This is a genomic window from Rhodococcus mengyinensis, assembly GCF_048381435.1.
Taxonomy (GTDB): Bacteria; Actinomycetota; Actinomycetes; order Mycobacteriales; family Mycobacteriaceae; genus Rhodococcus_F; species Rhodococcus_F opacus_D.
In genome coordinates this window covers 163,407-181,285 of record NZ_JBLWIT010000105.1, presented here as the reverse complement: position 1 = coordinate 181,285, position 17,879 = coordinate 163,407, and the positions used below count along the sequence as shown (strand labels likewise).

The following is a 17,879-nucleotide window of genomic DNA, read 5'->3' as shown; positions in this document are numbered from 1 at the left end:
TCACCTGCCCCAATTGTGCGCCTCCCCGCGCCCCCGAATCGCACATTAGATTGTGATCTGTGACTACATGGGCTCCCGACGTTCTCGGCGACGGATATCAGCAGCTGACCATTCCTCTCGGCACCGACCCAGACGGCGAGGGAGAGGTGAAGGCGACACTGATCCGCTACCAGCCCGCGCAGGAGACGAAGAAGACCGGCCGCGCCGTGCTCTACGTTCACGGATTCACCGACTACTTCTTCCAGAAGCACTTGGCCGAGCACTTCGCCGAACAGGGTTACGCGTTCTTCGCGCTCGACCTGCGCAAGTGCGGCCGCTCGCTCGAACCCGGCCAGACGCCGCACTTCGTCTCCGATCTGACGCTGTACGACGCCGAGCTGAACGAGGCGTTGCGCCAGGTCCGGGAACAGACCGGTGACGGGGAGGTCCTGCTGGTCGCGCATTCGACGGGCGGTCTGGTTCTGCCGCTGTGGCTGCACCGCCTGCAGCGCAAGCCGGGCGGCACCGCGGCACTCGGCATCAGCGGGGTCATCCTCAACAGCCCGTGGTTCGACCTGCAGGGTCCGTCGTACCTGCGGAACGTGGGGACGGTGGCCGTCGATGCGCTCGGGCGCGTCAAACGCAAGTCGATCATCCCGAAGACCGGGCTCGACACATACGGCGTGAGCCTGCACGTGGAGGGCAACGGCATCTGGAACTACAACCTCGACTGGAAGCCGCTGAGCGGTTTCCCGGTGACGTTCGGGTGGTTGCGTGCGGTGCGCCGTGGGCACGCCCAGTTGCACCGCGGTCTCGACATCGGGGTTCCGGCCCTGATCCTCCGGTCCAAGGCGTCGTACTTCGCGCCGCGGTACGACCCCAGGGTGGACACGGCCGACGCCGTCCTCGACGTCCGGCAGATCGCCCGCTGGGCGGGGTGCCTCGGTGACCGCACCACGATCGTGCCCATCGCGGGCGCCCGGCACGACGTGTTCCTGTCCGCCGACAAGCCCCGGGCGGAGGCGTTCGCCGAAGTGGACCTCTGGCTCGACTGGTTGCACGGCCACAACGCGGCGGAGGCCAACCGATGACACATTTCGATCTGGCGATCATCGGTTCGGGGTCCGGAAACTCGCTGCCCGACGAACGCTTCGCCGACAAGACGGTCGCGATCCTGGAGGAGGGCATCTTCGGCGGGACGTGCCTGAACGTGGGTTGCATCCCGACGAAGATGTTCGTCTACGCCGCGGAGGTGGCCCGCACGGTCGGCAATTCCGCGAAGTACGGCGTCGACGCGGAGCTCGAGGGGGTGCGCTGGCCGGACATCGTCAAACGGGTCTTCGGCCGAATCGACCCGATCTCGGCAGGCGGGGAGCGCTACCGCGCCGAGGACAGCCCGAACACCACGCTGTTCCGCGGGCACGCGACGTTCGTGGGCCCACGGACCCTCGACACCGGAACCGGGGAGGTCGTCACCGCCGACCAGGTGGTGATCGCGGCCGGGTCCCGGCCGATCATTCCCGACGTGGTCCGGGAATCCGGTGTGCGGTACTACACGAACGACGACATCATGCGGTTGCCGGAGCTGCCCGAGCGCATGGTGATCATCGGTGCGGGATACATCGCCGCCGAGTTCGCGCACGTGTTCTCCGCGCTCGGCACCCGGGTGTCGCTGATCGCGCGCAGCTCCCACCTGCTGCGGCACCTCGACGAGGACGTCTCGCGCCGGTTCACGGATCTCGCCCAGAAGAAATGGGACGTGCACCGCGGCAGCGCCGTCGCGGCCGTGCGCCGCGACGGTGACGGCGTCGCGGTCGAACTCGAGGACGGCACCGTCGTCTCGGGTGACGTTCTCCTGGTGGCGACCGGGCGGCAGTCGAACGGCGACGCCATCGGGGCCGCCGCCGGTGGCATCGACCTCGACGACGAGGGACGCGTCGTGGTCGACGACTACCAACGGACCAGTGCCGAAGGCGTTTTCGCGCTCGGTGACGTCTCCTCGCCGTACCAGCTCAAGCACGTCGCCAACCACGAGGCGCGAGTGGTTCAGCACAATCTCCTGCAGGACGCGTGGAAGGACACGTCGGGTCTGCGCGCCGCGGACCACCGGTTCGTACCCGCCGCCGTGTTCACCGACCCGCAGATCGCGCACGTCGGGCTGACCGAGGCCGAGGCCCGGGAGGCGGGCTGGGACATCACGGTGAAGGTGCAGGCGTACGGCGACGTCGCCTACGGGTGGGCGATGGAGGACGACGAGGGGCTGTGCAAGGTCATCGCCGAACGCGGCACCGGGCGTCTGCTCGGTGCGCACGTGATCGGCGCCCAGGCACCCACGGTGATCCAGCCGCTGATCCAGGCGATGAGCTTCGGGCTGACGGCGCAGCAGATGGCGCGGGGACAGTACTGGATCCACCCGGCGCTGCCCGAGGTCGTCGAGAACGCTCTCCTCGGCCTCGAGCTGCCGCCCGAGTGACGGTCGCCAAGTCCGTCGCGCTGTTCGCCGTCGCGGCGCTGTTCGAGATCGGCGGCGCGTGGCTGGTGTGGCAGGGCGTCCGCGCGCACCGGGGCTGGATCTGGATCGGCGCCGGTGTGGCGGCGCTCGGTGCGTACGGGTTCGTCGCGACGATGCAGCCGGACGCCCACTTCGGCCGCATCCTCGCCGCGTACGGCGGGGTGTTCGTCGCGGGCTCGCTGATCTGGGGCATGGTGGCGGACGGTTTCCGCCCGGACCGCTGGGACGTCTCGGGCGCCCTGATCTGCCTGCTGGGCATGGCCGTCATCATGTACGCCCCACGCTGAACACGGTCGCGCTCGGCGTGGGGCCGGGATCTACCAGGGGCTGGTACGGAGGACGATCTCGGTGGCCAGCTCCGCCGCCGCCGCGGCCGGGACGTTGGTGACGTCGTCGAGTTGAACGACGCGGAAGTCGGAGTAGACGAAGCGGCCGCTCGCGTCCGCCTCGGCACGCCGGTCGGGGCTGCCGACCATCACGGTCGTGGGGAGTTCGACCGGCGGGCAGTCGGATCCGCGCACCGCACCGGCGGAGTCGGGTGCCGCCGGATGCCCCCGGTCGGCCACCACGAGGCTGGCGAAGCGTCCGAACTGGCGAGCCGCCAGCGACCACGCCAGTTCGGCTCCTTCGCGGCTGCCGACGAGATTGACCCACCCGACCTTCAGTTCGTCGAGCAGAGCCATGATCGTCGTCTCGTCGAGACCGGTGATGTCCTCGGGCACGATCGTGCGCAGATCGGAATTGTGCAGGCGCTCGCAGACGCCGTCGTAGACATCCGGTCCGTCGCCGGCCCCCGGCAGTAGGAGAACGGTGTGTTTGCTCTCCGGTCCGTCGATGCGGACCGTGCAGGTTCCATTTCCCACCGCCACGTGCGTCAGTTCCATGGGCTAAAAACTACGCGATCGGGGACGTCTTGCGCTCGGACCTCCCTGGTTCTATGGTTCATTACATGAGTAATGAACCGATCAACCGACGAGGCGGGCGTCGATGATCGACAACGGCAGACCGCTGTTCCAGCAGATCGCAGAACTCATCGAGAACTCGATCATCGACGGAACCCTTCCCGAAGAAGGCCAGGTGCCGTCCACCAACGAGCTCGCCGCGTTCCACCGGATCAACCCGGCGACCGCAGCCAAGGGGCTGAATCAGCTCGTCGCCGACGGGATCCTCTACAAGAAGAGGGGAATCGGAATGTTCGTCACCTCCGGCGCCCGGAACGCGCTGCGCTTCCGGCGACGCGAGCGGTTCGCGCGCCAGTTCATCGACCCGCTCGTCACCGAGGCGGACAAACTCGGCGTCAGCATCGCCGAACTCAAGACCATGCTCGACCAACGGGAGGGAGCACGATGATCGGCACAGCATTCGACACGAAGACGGTCGCCTCGGCGCGGGGCCTCGGCAAGCGATTCGGCGACTTCGTCGCACTCGACGGGATCGACTTCTCCCTGCAGGAGAACAAGATCTACGGCCTCCTCGGCCGCAACGGCGCCGGCAAGACCACGCTCATGCAGATCCTCACCGGCCAGGAGTTCCAGACTTCGGGCACGGTCGAGATCTTCGGTCAGGCTCCGCACGAGAACTCCCGGGCACTCACCGAGGTGTGCTTCGTCAAGGAGAGCCAGAAATACCCGGACGACTTCAAGGTCGGGCACGTCCTCGCGACCGCACGGCACCTGCTCCCCCACTGGAACGAGGAGTTCGCACAGACACTGCTGGAGGATTTCGACCTTCCGTTGTGCCGCAAGGTGAAGAAGCTGTCGCGGGGCATGACGTCCGCGCTCGGCGTGACGGTCGGTCTCGCCTCCCGCGCACCGCTCACCCTGTTCGACGAGCCGTATCTCGGGCTCGACGCCGTGGCACGGCACCTCTTCTACGACCGGCTTCTCGCCGACTACGCCGAACACCCGCGCACAGTCGTGCTCTCCACACACCTCATCGACGAGGTCAGCGACCTGATCGAACACGTGATCCTGATCGACAAGGGACGGATCATCCTCGACGAGGACACCGACGCGCTGCGCGAAGGCGCCGTCGTCGTCTCCGGCCTGGCTTCGCTCGTCGCCGACTTCACCTCGAACAAGACTGTCCTGCACCGTGAATCGCTGGGTAATCACGAACGGGCAACCGTGCAGACCACCCTGTCGGATTCCGAACGGGACCGGGCGGTCGACGAAGGCCTGCATTTCGAGCCGCTCAGCCTTCAGCAACTCGTGGTCCGCAGCACCACGGCCACCAAGGAGGACGCACGATGACGAACCGGGTCCTGACCGTCTCCCGCATCCACACCGTCGCCTGGCCCCTGCTCGTCGCGTGGCCACTGGGCGTGCTGGTCGCGTCGTTCACGATCGGTGCGGCCATCTTCGCGATGGTGGGCGACACCGGCAGCGACACCAACTTCACCGGCGGCGTCTTCTCGCTGTTCGGGTTCGCTCTCGCGTTCTACCTGCAGGCCATGACACAGACGTTCCCGTTCGCACTGGGGATGAGCGTCACCCGACGCGACTATTTCGCGGCCACCCTGATCGTCGCCGCCGTCCAGGTCTTCGTGTTCGGGGTAATGCTCTACGGACTGTCGCTGATCGAGGAGGCCACCGGCGGCTGGGGTGTGGGGATGCGGATGTTCGCGATACCCAACTACTTCACGTCCGACCCGGTCATACAACTGGCCGCCTACTTCGCCTTCCTGTCACTGACCGCGGCGGCCGGAATGTTCCTGGGCGCACTGCATCACCGGTGGCGGGTGGTGGGGCTCTTCACGCTCGGCGTCGGCACTCTCCTCGCCGCAGGCGCCGCCGCGTTCGTGATCACGTGGCAGAAGTGGTGGCCGGACATCGGCCACTGGTTCGCCGACGCGCCCCGGTCGGTGCCGATGGTGTGGCTGCCGGCACTGGCCGCGGCCGCGGGGATCGTCGCGGCGTGGGCGCTCGTCCGCCGCGCGACGGCCTAACGCACCAGGGTCGACGCGATGGCCGGGAGGCCTTCCGGGGCACCTGCGCCGAGGAGGTCCTCCAGGGCACGGAGATCGAGGTTCTTCTCCACCAGATCCGCCAGCAGATCGAGTTGAGCGGTCCGGATCGCGGCGACATCCGTGTCGGGTGCGGTGACGAAACCGGTTCTCCCCGCGTGTTCGGCCACGTCGTCCAGCAGGAGCCGGCGGAAACGGTCGGTCTCCAGCAGTCCGTGCCAGTGCGTGCCGTACACGGCGCCGCGGATACTGCCTTCCGCGGCGCCACTGCTCGCGTGGAGCAGGGGCTCGTCGCCGTTGCGCCGCACCCGGCCGTGATGGATCTCGTACCCGGACACCGGAACTCCGTGGGCGTTGCCGCGCACCTGCGCGAGCACCTTGTCCGGGGCGAACTCCACCTCGAGGTCGAGCAGTCCGAGACCGGGCACCGCACCCCGGCCGGATTCGACGTCGTCGACGATCACGGACCCGAGCATCTGGTAGCCGCCACACACGCCGAGCACCGGACCGCCGCGTTTCGCGTGCGCGGCGATCGCATCCGCGATGCCGTTGCGGCGCAACCACTCCAGATCCGACACGGTCGACTTGCTGCCGGGCAGGACGATCAGGTCGGCGTCCTCCAGCCGCGACGGATCGGTGACCCAGCGCACCGACACCCCGGGTTCGCACGCGAGCGCCTCGACGTCCGTCGAATTGGAGATGCGGGGCATGCGGATCGCGGCCACCCGCAGCCAGTCGTCGCCGATCGGTGGCGCCGGACGTCCGACCGGGGCGTCCCCCACCACACCGAGCGAATCCTCCGCGTCGAGCCACAGGTCCTCGGCGAAGGGAATCACCCCGAGCGTCGGGCGTCCCGTCACGGCCGTCAACTGCTCGAGGCCCGGCCCCAGCAACGACACGTCGCCGCGGAACTTGTTGATCACGAATCCCGCGATCAACGCCTGGTCGTCCGGTTCGAGGACCGCCACGGTGCCGAACAGGTGGGCGAGCACTCCACCGCGGTCGATGTCGCCGACAACGATCACCGGCAGGCCCGCGGCCCGGGCGAGCCCCATGTTGGCGAGGTCGGTGGCTCGCAGGTTGATCTCGGCGGGTGAGCCCGCTCCCTCACAGATCACGACGTCGTAGTCGGCGCGCAGCGACGCCAGTTCCTCGGCGACCACCGCACGCAGGTGCTGCCGGTGCTCGATGTAGTCGCGGGCTCCGACGGACGTGACCGCGCGGCCGCGCACCACCAATTGCGACGTGCGGTCGCTCCCCGGTTTCAGCAGTACAGGGTTGAAGCGGACACTCGGCTCGAGTCCGCAGGCCGCGGCCTGCAGCGCCTGAGCCCGGCCGATCTCGCCGCCGTCCAACGTGACGACGGAGTTGTTCGACATGTTCTGCGCCTTGAACGGCGCCACCCGGACACCTCGCCGCGCGAGCATCCGGCACAGTCCCGCGACGAGCACACTCTTGCCCGCGTCGGACGTGGTGCCGGCGACGAGCAGGGCGCCCTTCCACCGGCTCTCACTCAAGGCAGGGTGAGGATCTCGTTGCCGGTCTCGGTGACCACGATGGTGTGCTCGAACTGAGCCGTCCACTTGCGATCCTTGGTGACGACGGTCCAGTCGTCGTCCCAGATCTCCCAGCCGATGTCGCCGAGGTTGATCATCGGTTCGATCGTGAACACCATGCCGGGTTCGATGACCGTGTCCACGGAGGGCTCGTCGTAGTGGAGGATGACGAGGCCGTTGTGGAAGGTGGTGCCGATGCCGTGTCCGGTGAAGTCGCGGACCACGCCGTAGCCGAAGCGGTGCGCGTACGACTCGATGACGCGGCCGATGACGTTGAGTGCACGGCCCGGCTTGACGGCTTTGATGGCGCGCATCGTCGCCTCGTGGGTCCGCTCCACCAGCAACCGGTTCTCCTCGGCGACGTCCCCGGCGAGGAACGTGGCGTTGGTGTCCCCGTGCACGCCGCCGATGTACGCGGTGACGTCGATGTTGACGATGTCGCCGTCCTGGATCACCGTCGAGTCGGGGATGCCGTGGCAGATCACCTCGTTCAGCGACGTGCAGCACGACTTGGGGAAACTCTTGTATCCGAGCGTCGACGGGTAGGCGCCGTGATCGATCATGTACTCGTGCGCGATGCGGTCGAGCTCGTCGGTGGTGACACCCGGCGCCACCGCCTTACCGGCCTCCTGCAGGGCCTGCGCCGCGATCTTGCTCGCCACCCGCATGGCCTCGATGGTCTCCGGGGTCTGCACCCACGGCTCGTTGCCTTCCTTCGCCGTGGGCTTCCACGCGTACTCGGGACGCTCGATCCCCGCCGGTACGGCGAGGACGGGCGACACGGTTCCGGGGCTCAGTGCTGTGCGGACAGACATGGGTACCAGGTTAGCCCCGTGCACGACCCGGACGCCCCCGGACCCGTCGTGCGCGTCGACATCACTCCCGCAGTGTGGTGAGGAAGGCGATCCGGTCGCCGCGGTAGAGGGAACGCACCCGTTCGATCGGGACGCCGTCGGTGTCGAGCGAGACACGATGGAGCCGCAGCATCGGCATCGCGGTGGTCGAGTCGAGCAGCGCGGCCTCCCGCGGGGAGGCCAGCACCGTCTCGATCCGCTCGGTCGCCGACGCGAACACCACGCCGGTCTCGCGGATCGCCGCGTACAGCGAGGTGCCCGGGTCGAACCTGCGCGCCATCTCCCCGAACCGTTCGGCGGGCAGATGGGTGCTTTCGAGCCCGATCTTCTCGTCGTCCGCGAGCAGGACGCGTTCGAGGTGGATCACCGGCGCCCCGAACGCGAGACCGAGCGCCTCGGCGAGGTCCGCGTCGGCACCGAGTTCCTCGAACGTCACCAGTTCGCGCCCGGGTACCCGGCCCTGACTGAGCGCCCCCTCGGTGTAGGACCGCAACGACAGCGGCTGCACGAGCTTCGGGCTGGCGACGACGGTGCCGCGGCCACGACGTTCGACGCGACCCTCGACCAGCAGTTCGTGGATGGCCTGCCGCACCGTCTCGCGGGACACCGTGAACCGCAGGGCCAGTTCCCGCTCCGCAGGGACCGCGTCCCCCACCTCGAGTTCGGCGAGGATCGACTCGAGTTCGGTGCGGACCCGGTAGTACTTGGGGACGTTCCGCGTTTCCGTCATGGTGTGGGTATCACCGTGTCTCGCACTCTGCGCGCGACGGCAATCACGTCGTCGACCCTCTGAATTGCGGTGTGAGCCAGTCGCACCCCTCGCCGTCGTAGACGCAGCACAGCGACCGCAGCGCCACCGCAGTGTCGATCAACGCGGACTCCCCGGACGCGCCGCTGTCGTCGTTCATGCGGCCGAGCGTACCCGAAAAATGGTCTATACCAATTGTTCACCTGCCGTTCTTCTCGCAGTGGCCCACTGGTCTAGACCAAACGGCAAGCTCCGTTTCGCAATCCCCCTCATCGTTAGGAACCCGTCATGCGTCTTCGCCCCCGGATCGCCGCTGCCGCCCTGGCCGCGACCGTCCTCACCCTCGGAACCGCCTGCGGCGGAACCGGCACCGCCGCCGGTTCGGGCACCGACACCGTCACCGTCTACAGCGCCGACGGGCTCTCCGGTTGGTACAAATCGCGTTTCGACGCCTTCACCGCACAGACCGGGATCGCGGTCAACCTCGTCGAGGCCGGATCCGGCGAAGTCGTCTCTCGCCTCGAGAAGGAACAGTCGAACCCGCAGGCCGACGTCGTCGTCACGCTGCCGCCGTTCATCCAGAAGGCCGACTCCCAGGGACTGCTCGTTCCGAGCGGTGTCGACGCCTCCGCGGTTCCCGCGGCGGAGAAGGACGCGGCCGGTCACTTCGTTCCCGTCGTCGAGAACTACCTGTCCTTCATCGCCAACCCGGCGGCCTCGCCTGCTCCCCGGACCTGGGACGACCTGCTGTCCGACCAGTTCAAGGGCAAGATCCAGTACTCGACCCCCGGCCAGGCCGGCGACGGCACCGCGGTGCTGCTGCTCCTGCAGCACCTGAGGGGCAAGGACGGCGCACTCGACTATCTCACCAAGCTGCAGGTCAACAACGTGGGACCGTCGTCCTCGACCGGCAAGCTGCAGCCGAAGGTCAGCAACGGCGAACTGCTCGTCGCCAACGGTGACGTCCAGATGAACCTCACGTCCGTCGCCGAGGACGGTTCGACATTCGACCTCTTCTTCCCCGCCGCCGCCGACGGCACCCGCACCACCGTCGCCCTGCCGTACGTGATGGGTCTGACGAAGGGCGCGCCCCGCAGCGAGCAAGGCGGGCAATTGATGGAGTTCCTGCTGTCCGAGGAGTCGCAGAAGACGGTCGCCGACGACGCGCTCGGCATGTCGGTCCGCGAAGACGTGCGCGCCACCGCGGGCGAGAGCGCCCCGGCGCGAGCACTGCAGGGGGTGCAGGTGTGGTCGCCGAACTGGAACGACGTACTCACCGAACTCGATTCGGACATCGCGGCGTACCAGAAGGCCACCGGGAGCTGATCGTGTCGGGAACTCCAGCCAGGCGGGCACAGCCGTCGCACACCACTGCGGTCCGCGGAGCCACCGACTTCTCCGCGCCGGCCATCACGTTCGACCGCGTCACCGTCGGCTACGGCCGCGGCAAGGGCGTGACTCACGCCCTGATCGACTTCAACCTGCGCGTCGGCCGCGGTGAGACGGTGGCCCTGCTCGGCCCGAGCGGATCCGGAAAGTCGACCGCACTGAAGGCACTCGCGGGATTCGTCCGCCCCACTTCGGGTTCCGTGCGGCTCGGATCCCGCGACGTCACCGACCTACCACCCGCGAAACGGGGAATCGGCGTCGTCGTGCAGTCCTACGCGCTGTTTCCGCACATGCGGGTGGCCGACAACGTCGCGTTCGGCCTCCGCTCCCAACGGGTGCCGCGCGCGCAGATCGGCGCGCGGGTGGCCGAGGCACTCGACATGGTCGGCATGTCCGCCTACGGCAAGCGCCTGCCCCGCGAACTGTCGGGCGGACAGCAGCAGCGGATCGCGATCGCGCGGGCCCTCGCGATCCGGCCCTCGGTTCTGCTGCTCGACGAACCGCTCGCCGCGCTGGACGCCCAACTGCGCGAGAGCATGCTCGGTGAGCTCGCGGGGCTGCGGGCGGCCCTGCCCGACACCGCGATGCTCTACGTCACGCACGATCAGAGCGAGGCGCTGGCACTGGCCGACCGGATCGCCGTCATGCGGAACTCCCGGCTCGCCGACATCGACACCGCCGAGAACCTCTGGAAGCGGCCGCCGAGCAGTTTCACCGCGGAATTCCTCGGCGGCGCCAACCTGCTGCCGTGCACCGTCACCCGGGTGATCGGGACGTCGGCGCTCGTGTCGATCGGCGGCGTTCCCCTCACTGCAACCGCGCCGCAACCCGACATCGGGCACGTGGAGTGGGAGTCGGACCTGCCCGCATTCCTGTGTGTCCGCCCGCACGCGGTGACGCTGACGGCGCCCGGCGCGCGGGGTTCGTTCGCGGCGCGGATCGTCTCGACGGTGTGGCGGGGATCGACCACGCGGATCACGCTCGCCGTCGACGATTTCGAGGGAGTGCAGGTGGACGCGGACGTGTCCGGTCACGACCAGCGTGGTCCGGGCACCGTCGTCGGCGTGCAGTTCCCGTCCGACGGCAGCGTCCTGGTACCGGCGACATGACCGCGACCCTCGAGCGTCCGCCCGCCGCGACGGCACCGCTCTCCCGCGAGCCGTTCCGGTGGCGAGGCATCGCGTGGACGCTCCCACCCCTGCTGCTCGTACTCGGATTCGCCGTCTACCCGATGGCGCGGGTGCTCACCGAATCCCTCGACTCCGAGACCGGTTCCGGTCTGGACAACTGGTCCAGGGTGCTCGGCTCGGAACTGTTCCGCACAGCCCTGTGGCGGACGGTGCAGATCGCCGCCCTCTCCACCCTCGGCTGCCTGATCCTCGGCACATTCCTCGCGCTCGTCCTGGCGTTCGTCCCGTTCACGGGATCGAAGGTCGTGGGACGGCTGATCGACGCGGTGCTGTCACTGCCGTCGTTCCTGATCACGCTGGCGTTCACGTTCCTCTACGGCACCGCCGGAGCAGTGAACGCGCTGATCGCGCGGATCACCGGCGACGCCGACGGACCGCTGAACTTCCTCGGCACCCCACTCGGGGTGATCGCCGCGGAGGTCACGTTCTTCACGCCGTTCGTCGTCCGCCCCCTGCTCGCCGCGTTCACCCAGATCCCCCGCGAACAACTCGACGTCGCCGCCAGTCTCGGGGCGTCGCCGCTGCGGGTGCTCCGGACCGTGGTGATGCCCGAGGCGTGGCCCGCACTGCTGGCGGGTGGATCGCTGGTGCTGCTGCTCACCCTCAACGAGTTCGGCATCGTCCTGTTCACGGGCGCCAAGGACGTGGTGACGCTGCCCGCCCTGATCTACACGCGCGGCATCGTCACGTTCGACCTGCCGGGCGCCGCAGTGATCGCCACCGTCCAGGTGGCGCTGTCGCTGACCCTGTACTGCACATACCGATTCGTGTTCGCCACGCTGACGGGAGGCAGCCGTGCTGCTGTGGACGAGAAGGTCTAGAGCCCTGATCCTGGCCGTGTTCGCGGTCGTCGTGACCGTCGTGTTCGTGGCACCCATCGCCACCGTGATCGCGGCCGCGCTGGCCGGGTCCTGGACGGGCCCACTGCCGTCGGACCTCGGCGGCCGGAACTTTGCGACGGCACTGTCCGACGAGAACCTCGCCAGTCTCACCGTCAGCCTGCAGACGGCGCTCATCGCAGGCGCACTGGCACTGGTGGTCGGGACGTGGGCGGCACTGGCAGCGCGTGAGGCGCCGACGTGGTTGCGCCGCATCACCGACGCCGTCTTCCACCTGCCGATCGCGATCCCGTCCGTGGCGATCGGACTGGGTCTGCTGATCGCGTTCAACTCACGGCCGCTCCTGCTCGGCGGAACGAAGTGGATCGTCATCCTGGCGCACACGATCCTCGTGCTGGCGTTCACGTTCAGCACCGTCTCGGCGGCTCTGGACCGCCTCGATCCCGCCTACCGGCAGGCCGCCGAATCCCTCGGCGCCGGTCCCACCCGGATCCTGCTGCGGATCACGCTGCCGCTCCTGCTGCCTGCGCTCGGCGCCGCCGCGGGCCTGTCGATCGCGCTGTCGATGGGCGAACTGGGCGCCACCGTGATGGTGTATCCGGCGACCTGGAAGACGTTGCCGGTGAGCATCTTCGGGCTCACCGATCGCGGTCAGGTCTTCCTCGCCGCAGCCGACACCACGCTGCTGCTCGCGGTCACCCTCCTCGCGTTGCTGGTCGTCGGCCGCATCCGCGGGCGCTGACGCACCCGTGCGCCTTTCTGGTAGCTGGAGCTANGCTACCAGAAAGGCGCACGGGCGGCGGAGCCGCCTACTTCTGGCGGAGCAGGTACCGCTGCACCTTGCCGCTGGGAGTCTTGGGCAGGTTGGGGACGAAGTGCACGGTGCGCGGGTAGGCGTGCGCCGCGAACTTCTTCTTCACCAGCGTCTGCAGTTCGACCTCCAGTTCGTCGGTCCCGTCGACGCCTTCGCGCAGGACCACGAACGCCTCGAGCACCTCACCGCGCAACTCGTCGGGCATCCCGACGACCGCAGCCTCGACGACCTCGTCGTGCATCACGAGCACACTCTCGACGTCGAAGGGCCCGATCCGGTAGCCGGCCATGATGATCACGTCGTCGTCGCGGGCGGAGAAGAAGAAGAAGCCGTCCTCGTCGGTCTGCCCGGCGTCGCCGGTGAGATACCAGCGACCGTCGGCGGTGAACCGCTGCGCGGTCTTCTCCGGGGCGTCGACGTAGCCGGTGAACCACATCAGTGGGCTGCCCAGTGTGTCGATCGCGACCCGACCCGGGGTGCGCGGCGGCGCGATCGCGTCGGAGTCGTCCTCGAGGACGGCGCACGCCCACCCCGGCAGCGGTTTGCCCATGGACCCGTCGCGCACCTCGTCCCGCAGTCCGTCGGCCCAGGAGTTGGCGATGAACATGCCGTGCTCGGTCTGGCCGTAGTGGTCGCGCACGAACACGTTCAGGTTGGCCTCGGCCCACGAGATCACGTCGGGGGTGAGCGGTTCACCCGCCGACGACGCGCGCCGCAGTGTCACCGTCTCGGGGATCGGCGTGGGGTCGGCCCGCAGGCTGCGGTAGACCGTGGGCGCGGCGGCGAAGTTGGTGACGCCGAAGCGCTCCATCACCTGCCAGGTGAGGGGCGCGGAGAACCCGGCGTGCAGCAGGATGCTGCGGATGCCCGCGGCGAGGGGCCCGAGCAGGGCGTAGTACAGGCCGTACGCCCAGCCGGGGTCGGCGGCGTTCCAGAACACGTCGTCCTTGCGGACGTCGAGGCCGAACTCCTGGTAGGCGTGGAACGACGCGAGGGCCCGCAGCCGCACCGGCACCCCCTTCGGTGTGCCGGTCGTGCCGCTGGTGAACAACTGGACGAGGGGTCCGTCGCCGCCGACCGTGACGGCCGCACCCTTCGCATCCGCGGCGTCGTGCGACTCCACGAGCGTCGCGAAGTCGAGCGCATCGGCGCCGGCCCCGCCCACGACGACGACCTGCCAGGACGCGTCCGCGGGGATGTCCTCCCCTGGAGTCAGCTTGTCGAGCTGGTTGGCGTCGGAGACCACGACCTTCGCCCCGCTCGCGCCCAGCCGGAACGCGATCGCGGGCGGCGCGAACGCGGTGAACAGGGGAACGTGGACGGCACCCCGGCGCCAGATGCCGAGCAGCGCGACGACCAGTTCGGCCGACTTGCCCATCAGCGTCGCGACGTGGTCACCCGGCTCGACGCCGAGGTCCGCGAGTGCGGCGGCGAATCGCGTGGACTGCTCGCGCAGGTAGCCGTAGGTGAGGTCCGTCGACGACAGATCCGATTCGACGACGGTGAATGCCACGTCGTCGGCGGGGTGTCGATCACACAGCAGTTCCGCGGCGGACGCCGTCGGCGTGTCGTACTGGTCCAGCAGCTCACGCACGCGTGCGGTGGGATCGGTGGTCATGCGGTACTCCTTGTGCTCTCATGGCCCGTGACAGATGATCGGGCCGTCGCCCGAACTCACTACGGTTATGATCTAGCTCACAGACCGCTGTGACTACCCCCGGAAAGGGGTGACCGACTTGGTTGCTCGTGCACCGTCGCTGCTGCGCCCTCGGGACGGGGACGCACTTCGGGGTGAGCTGCGCTCCATCGCAGCTCACGGTGTCGCGCCGGTCCTGTTCGGCGGCGAGGTCCAGGACGGCACACTGCACCTCAGCGAGTTCGTCGGCACCCGCACCAACAACCTCAAGGGCCTCGCAATCCCCTCGCGTTCCGGTCTCGGTGGCCGCGTCGTCGCCCAGCGCACACCGGTGGCGGTCAACGACTACGGCCGCTCCTCGACCATTACCCACCACTACGACCGGCCCGTCCTCAGTGAGGGACTCCGGTCCATCCTCGCGGTGCCGGTCATGGTGCGGGGCAGTTCGCGCGCGGTGCTCTACGCCGCCATCCGCGACTGCGCACCGATCGGCGACCGCACCGCCGACATCGTCGTCGCGGCGTCCCGGCGCCTCGGCACCGAGATCGCCATCCGGGACGAGGTCGATCGCCGCCTCGAGATGATGAAGACGCTCGACGTCAGCGGCGCCGGCGGCGCCACCACCGAGGAACTCCGCAACATCCACGCGGAGCTGCGGAGTGTCGCACAGACCGTCGCCGACACGTCGTTGCAGGCCCGTCTCCGCGGGCTGTCGCAGCGACTGGCGGGCATTCTGCGGCCGGACGCCGACAGCGCGGACGAGGACCCCGGCGTCCGCCTCACCCCACGCGAGATCGACGTCCTGTCTCACGTGGCCCTGGGATGCACCAACAGTGAAGCAGCACAGCGCCTCTCGGTGGGCCCCGAGACGGTGAAGAGTTACCTGCGCAGTGCCATGAGCAAGCTCGACGCACGGTCGCGGCACGAGGCGGTGGTCACCGCGCGCAGGCTCGGGCTGCTCCCCTAGCGAACACAGTCTCCTCGAACGAGGGACGCAGGCGGTAGCGAAAGGCGGTGGATCATGGGATCGACAGCGGACGCCACGAGTTCGAACGCACCGGATTCGAATTCGCCCGAACAGCCCAGCCTCAAGCGGGTGATGGGCCCGGGGCTGCTCCTGCTGTTCATCGTCGGAGACATCCTCGGCACCGGCATCTACGCGCTCACCGGAAAGGTGGCCAATCAGGTCGGGGGCGCGGTATGGCTGCCGTTCCTGGTGGCATTCGTCGTCGCGATCATCACCGCATTCAGTTATCTGGAGCTGGTCACCAAGTTCCCGAAGGCCGCAGGCGCCGCCCTGTACACGCACAAGGCGTTCGGGGTGCACTTCCTCACGTACATGGTCGCGTTCGCGGTGATGTGCTCGGGAATCACGTCCGCGTCGACGGCGTCGCGGGCGTTCGCCGCCAATTTCGTCGAGGCGTTCGACCTCGACTTCTCCACCGGGATCGGCATCACCCTGCTCGGTCTCGGCTTCATGACGCTGGTGGGTCTCGTCAACTTCCGCGGAGTCAGCGAGAGCGTCAAGACCAACGTCGTCCTCACCTGCGTCGAGCTGTCCGGTCTCCTGATCATCATCATGATCGGGCTGTGGGCCCTCGGCGTCGGAGACGGCGACTTCTCCCGGGTCGCCACGTTCGACACCGGCGACCGATCCGCACTCGGCGCGGTCGTCGCGGGCACCGCCCTCGCCTTCTTCGCGATGGTCGGGTTCGAGGACTCGGTCAACATGGCCGAGGAATGCAAGGAACCGAGCCGCATCTTCCCCAAGGTCCTGCTGACCGGCCTGATCATCACCGGCTGCATCTACGTGTTCGTGTCGATCACCGCGATCGCCCTCGTACCCGTGAGCGAACTCGGCGAGGGTGACACCCCGCTGCTGAAGGTCGTTCAGGCCGGGGCGCCCGGGTTCCCGATCGGGATCTTCGCATTCATCACCATGTTCGCCGTCGCCAACACGGCGCTGATCAACATGCTGATGGCGAGCCGGCTGCTGTACGGCATGAGCCGCGAGGGCGTCCTGCCTCCCCCGCTCGGCAAGGTTCACGCCACGCGGCGCACGCCGTACGTTGCCATCGTCTTCACCACGATCCTCGCCTTCGGCCTCATCACGTTCGTCGGTGAGGTCCCCGAACTCGGCGGCACCACCGCGCTGCTGCTGCTGGGCGTGTTCACCATCGTCAACATCACCGTGCTCGTCTTGCGCAAGCAGCCGGTGGAGCACAAGCATTTCCGGGTGCCGACCATCTTTCCGATCATCGGCGCCCTCACGTGTGGCTTCCTGGTCACTCCTTTCGCCGACCGTCCCGCGGTGCAGTACCAGATCGCGGGCGTTCTCCTCGGAATCGGTGTCGTGCTGTGGGCCGGGACCGTCCTCGTGAACAAGAGGCTCGGCAAGAGCGGGCCCCAGATCGACCCCGAGAAACTCGCCGAGCACGAGTGACCCGCCCGGTCGCCGCTCAGTACAACGAGAGGAACAGTTCGACGGACCCGTCCGGATGATGCACCTCGAAGTCCTCCGCGAAGGCGCGTTCGATCCGGCCGCGCGCCGCCGCGTAGTCGGCGACGCTCCACGTCTCGGCGAGCGCCTCCGGTTCCGATTCGTCCTCGCAACAGAATCGGGCGAAATAGCCGGAACGCACGCCGACCAGGACGTCGCCGGGTTCCATCTTGTCGGTCGAATCGCACGGGTATCCGACGACGACCGTGAACGTGCGCGGCGGCGGGGACGCCGCGTAGACGACGAAGATCTCGGAGATCCCCCGATCCCTGATCCGCTCCACCGTGTAGTCGACGAGTTCCCGGCCCGGCCCGGGACGTCCGGGTTTGCCTTCGGGAATGGTCAGGCCCACAAACGATTCGGCCTGCCTCTTGACGATCTCGATCATCGCTTCTCACCCATCACACTCGACCCCACCGCACTCGACCCCACTGCACTCGACGGCGCCCCGGACTCGTCCACGTGGATCGGAATGTACAGATCCACGGCGTAGGCGTGGGGGTACGCTTCGAGGTCCCCGGTGTACGTCCGCTCGATGTCGCCGTTCGTCTCCGCCTCGCTGACCTGCGCCCACAGCCGCAGCATCACGTCGGGAAACATTCCCCGCGAAGAGAATTTGGCGTACGTGCCGGGCGGTATCCGCGAAATGACGTGACCCCGAGTGGCGTCGTCCACCGTCGCGCATTCGTACCCGACGATCTGGGTGTAATACGACTCGACGTCGGGAGCGAAGTCGATGTAGGTGGACGCGAGCGGTCCCCCGACCTCGTGGTGGAGCACGCGCGTCCATGCACGGTCCAGGCGGGGGTCGCTCAGTTTCCCCAACGCCCGCTGGGGGCTTCGCACGGGCAGACCGGCCACCAGGGTCTCGCCGCGTTCGATGATCTCGAACCCCAT

20 protein-coding genes are annotated in these 17,879 nt (G+C 68.2%); 12 read left to right on the top strand and 8 right to left on the bottom strand.

Annotation, left to right across the window (positions count from 1 at the left end; all coding sequences use genetic code 11):
• Positions 1-59 precede the first annotated feature (59 nt).
• From ACNJ7E_RS21875 to ACNJ7E_RS21865, 3 genes are read left to right on the top strand one after another with little or no spacing between them, the layout of a single operon-like run.
• Positions 60-1,070 carry an alpha/beta hydrolase gene (locus ACNJ7E_RS21875; RefSeq protein WP_283334770.1) on the top strand — a complete coding sequence of 337 codons (1,011 nt, stop codon included), beginning with the start codon at positions 60-62 and terminating at the stop codon, positions 1,068-1,070.
• Positions 1,067-2,452, top strand: coding sequence for a mycothione reductase (mtr, locus tag ACNJ7E_RS21870; protein ID WP_283334771.1), 1,386 nt, complete (start codon positions 1,067-1,069; stop codon positions 2,450-2,452). Before ACNJ7E_RS21875 ends, mtr begins: the two co-directional genes overlap by 4 nt.
• Complete coding sequence (locus ACNJ7E_RS21865; protein ID WP_280784616.1) at positions 2,449-2,778, top strand: YnfA family protein; 330 nt, start codon at positions 2,449-2,451, stop codon at positions 2,776-2,778. The genes mtr and ACNJ7E_RS21865 overlap by 4 nt, the downstream gene beginning before the upstream one ends.
• A gap of 30 nt (positions 2,779-2,808) precedes the next feature.
• Here ACNJ7E_RS21865 and ACNJ7E_RS21860 read toward each other — a convergent pair whose 3' ends face one another.
• Positions 2,809-3,375 carry an alpha/beta fold hydrolase gene (locus ACNJ7E_RS21860; protein ID WP_011598449.1) on the bottom strand — a complete coding sequence of 189 codons (567 nt, stop codon included), beginning with the start codon at positions 3,373-3,375 and terminating at the stop codon, positions 2,809-2,811.
• A gap of 103 nt (positions 3,376-3,478) precedes the next feature.
• Between ACNJ7E_RS21860 and ACNJ7E_RS21855 the strand changes: the two genes are divergently transcribed.
• Genes ACNJ7E_RS21855 through ACNJ7E_RS21845 form a run of 3 tightly spaced genes read left to right on the top strand, consistent with a single transcriptional unit; the run spans position 3,479 to position 5,438 of the window.
• Positions 3,479-3,841: a GntR family transcriptional regulator gene (locus tag ACNJ7E_RS21855; protein ID WP_005259287.1), complete on the top strand. Its 363-nt coding sequence runs from the start codon at positions 3,479-3,481 to the stop codon at positions 3,839-3,841.
• Positions 3,838-4,743, top strand: coding sequence for an ABC transporter ATP-binding protein (locus ACNJ7E_RS21850; RefSeq protein WP_280784615.1), 906 nt, complete (start codon positions 3,838-3,840; stop codon positions 4,741-4,743). The genes ACNJ7E_RS21855 and ACNJ7E_RS21850 overlap by 4 nt, the downstream gene beginning before the upstream one ends.
• Entirely contained in the window at positions 4,740-5,438 is a 699-nt protein-coding gene (locus ACNJ7E_RS21845; protein ID WP_280784614.1) for an ABC transporter permease, read from the top strand. Before ACNJ7E_RS21850 ends, ACNJ7E_RS21845 begins: the two co-directional genes overlap by 4 nt.
• On the opposite strand, the gene ACNJ7E_RS21840 is transcribed toward ACNJ7E_RS21845, so the two are convergent.
• The 4 genes from ACNJ7E_RS21840 to ACNJ7E_RS21825 form a co-directional block, all read right to left on the bottom strand.
• Positions 5,435-6,973, bottom strand: a complete 1,539-nt coding sequence (locus ACNJ7E_RS21840) for a cobyric acid synthase (RefSeq protein ID WP_418340939.1) — start codon at positions 6,971-6,973, stop codon at positions 5,435-5,437. The genes ACNJ7E_RS21845 and ACNJ7E_RS21840 overlap by 4 nt on opposite strands.
• Complete coding sequence (map, locus tag ACNJ7E_RS21835; RefSeq protein WP_005259297.1) at positions 6,970-7,827, bottom strand: type I methionyl aminopeptidase; 858 nt, start codon at positions 7,825-7,827, stop codon at positions 6,970-6,972. Before map ends, ACNJ7E_RS21840 begins: the two co-directional genes overlap by 4 nt.
• Positions 7,828-7,888: 61 nt before the next feature.
• A complete protein-coding gene (locus ACNJ7E_RS21830) occupies positions 7,889-8,596 on the bottom strand; it encodes a GntR family transcriptional regulator (protein WP_105419360.1) in 708 nt (235 codons plus the stop codon).
• 43 nt (positions 8,597-8,639) lie between these two features.
• The gene (locus tag ACNJ7E_RS21825; RefSeq protein WP_418340938.1) at positions 8,640-8,774 is read right to left on the bottom strand and encodes a hypothetical protein; all 135 of its coding nucleotides are present in this window, start codon (positions 8,772-8,774) and stop codon (positions 8,640-8,642) included.
• Between the two features lie 128 nt (positions 8,775-8,902).
• On the opposite strand from ACNJ7E_RS21825, the gene ACNJ7E_RS21820 reads away from it, so the two are divergent.
• From ACNJ7E_RS21820 to ACNJ7E_RS21805, 4 genes are read left to right on the top strand one after another with little or no spacing between them, the layout of a single operon-like run.
• A complete protein-coding gene (locus ACNJ7E_RS21820) occupies positions 8,903-9,940 on the top strand; it encodes a 2-aminoethylphosphonate ABC transporter substrate-binding protein (protein ID WP_418340937.1) in 1,038 nt (345 codons plus the stop codon).
• Positions 9,941-9,942: 2 nt separating this feature from the next.
• Entirely contained in the window at positions 9,943-11,112 is a 1,170-nt protein-coding gene (locus tag ACNJ7E_RS21815; protein WP_418340936.1) for an ABC transporter ATP-binding protein, read from the top strand.
• Positions 11,109-12,014, top strand: coding sequence for a 2-aminoethylphosphonate ABC transporter permease subunit (locus ACNJ7E_RS21810; RefSeq protein ID WP_418340935.1), 906 nt, complete (start codon positions 11,109-11,111; stop codon positions 12,012-12,014). Before ACNJ7E_RS21815 ends, ACNJ7E_RS21810 begins: the two co-directional genes overlap by 4 nt.
• Positions 11,989-12,774, top strand: coding sequence for an ABC transporter permease (locus ACNJ7E_RS21805; protein ID WP_418340934.1), 786 nt, complete (start codon positions 11,989-11,991; stop codon positions 12,772-12,774). The genes ACNJ7E_RS21810 and ACNJ7E_RS21805 overlap by 26 nt, the downstream gene beginning before the upstream one ends.
• 67 nt (positions 12,775-12,841) lie before the next feature.
• On the opposite strand, the gene ACNJ7E_RS21800 is transcribed toward ACNJ7E_RS21805, so the two are convergent.
• Entirely contained in the window at positions 12,842-14,464 is a 1,623-nt protein-coding gene (locus tag ACNJ7E_RS21800) for an AMP-binding protein (protein ID WP_280781769.1), read from the bottom strand.
• Positions 14,465-14,573: 109 nt separating this feature from the next.
• On the opposite strand from ACNJ7E_RS21800, the gene ACNJ7E_RS21795 reads away from it, so the two are divergent.
• Positions 14,574-15,449 carry a helix-turn-helix transcriptional regulator gene (locus tag ACNJ7E_RS21795; RefSeq protein WP_418340933.1) on the top strand — a complete coding sequence of 292 codons (876 nt, stop codon included), beginning with the start codon at positions 14,574-14,576 and terminating at the stop codon, positions 15,447-15,449.
• 54 nt (positions 15,450-15,503) lie between these two features.
• Entirely contained in the window at positions 15,504-16,925 is a 1,422-nt protein-coding gene (locus ACNJ7E_RS21790; protein ID WP_280781767.1) for an APC family permease, read from the top strand.
• Between the two features lie 16 nt (positions 16,926-16,941).
• Here ACNJ7E_RS21790 and ACNJ7E_RS21785 read toward each other — a convergent pair whose 3' ends face one another.
• Both ACNJ7E_RS21785 and ACNJ7E_RS21780 read right to left on the bottom strand, forming a co-directional pair.
• Positions 16,942-17,370, bottom strand: coding sequence for an AraC family transcriptional regulator (locus ACNJ7E_RS21785; RefSeq protein WP_280781766.1), 429 nt, complete (start codon positions 17,368-17,370; stop codon positions 16,942-16,944).
• Positions 17,367-17,879 carry a GyrI-like domain-containing protein gene (locus ACNJ7E_RS21780; RefSeq protein WP_418340932.1) on the bottom strand — a complete coding sequence of 171 codons (513 nt, stop codon included), beginning with the start codon at positions 17,877-17,879 and terminating at the stop codon, positions 17,367-17,369. Before ACNJ7E_RS21780 ends, ACNJ7E_RS21785 begins: the two co-directional genes overlap by 4 nt.

Bases quoted from the DNA above. Each gene is read 5' to 3' on its own strand.
- ACNJ7E_RS21830 (WP_105419360.1), bottom strand. From the start codon at position 8,596: ATGACGGAAACGCGGAACGTCCCCAAGTACTACCGGGTCCGCACCGAA.
- ACNJ7E_RS21845 (WP_280784614.1), top strand. From the start codon at position 4,740: ATGACGAACCGGGTCCTGACCGTCTCCCGCATCCACACCGTCGCCTGG.
- ACNJ7E_RS21800 (WP_280781769.1), bottom strand. From the start codon at position 14,464: ATGACCACCGATCCCACCGCACGCGTGCGTGAGCTGCTGGACCAGTAC.
- map (WP_005259297.1), bottom strand. From the start codon at position 7,827: ATGTCTGTCCGCACAGCACTGAGCCCCGGAACCGTGTCGCCCGTCCTC.
- ACNJ7E_RS21825 (WP_418340938.1), bottom strand. From the start codon at position 8,774: ATGAACGACGACAGCGGCGCGTCCGGGGAGTCCGCGTTGATCGACACT.
- ACNJ7E_RS21855 (WP_005259287.1), top strand. From the start codon at position 3,479: ATGATCGACAACGGCAGACCGCTGTTCCAGCAGATCGCAGAACTCATC.
- ACNJ7E_RS21785 (WP_280781766.1), bottom strand. From the start codon at position 17,370: ATGATCGAGATCGTCAAGAGGCAGGCCGAATCGTTTGTGGGCCTGACC.
- ACNJ7E_RS21860 (WP_011598449.1), bottom strand. From the start codon at position 3,375: ATGGAACTGACGCACGTGGCGGTGGGAAATGGAACCTGCACGGTCCGC.
- mtr (WP_283334771.1), top strand. From the start codon at position 1,067: ATGACACATTTCGATCTGGCGATCATCGGTTCGGGGTCCGGAAACTCG.
- ACNJ7E_RS21790 (WP_280781767.1), top strand. From the start codon at position 15,504: ATGGGATCGACAGCGGACGCCACGAGTTCGAACGCACCGGATTCGAAT.
- ACNJ7E_RS21810 (WP_418340935.1), top strand. From the start codon at position 11,109: ATGACCGCGACCCTCGAGCGTCCGCCCGCCGCGACGGCACCGCTCTCC.
- ACNJ7E_RS21850 (WP_280784615.1), top strand. From the start codon at position 3,838: ATGATCGGCACAGCATTCGACACGAAGACGGTCGCCTCGGCGCGGGGC.
- ACNJ7E_RS21780 (WP_418340932.1), bottom strand. From the start codon at position 17,879: ATGGGGTTCGAGATCATCGAACGCGGCGAGACCCTGGTGGCCGGTCTG.
- ACNJ7E_RS21820 (WP_418340937.1), top strand. From the start codon at position 8,903: ATGCGTCTTCGCCCCCGGATCGCCGCTGCCGCCCTGGCCGCGACCGTC.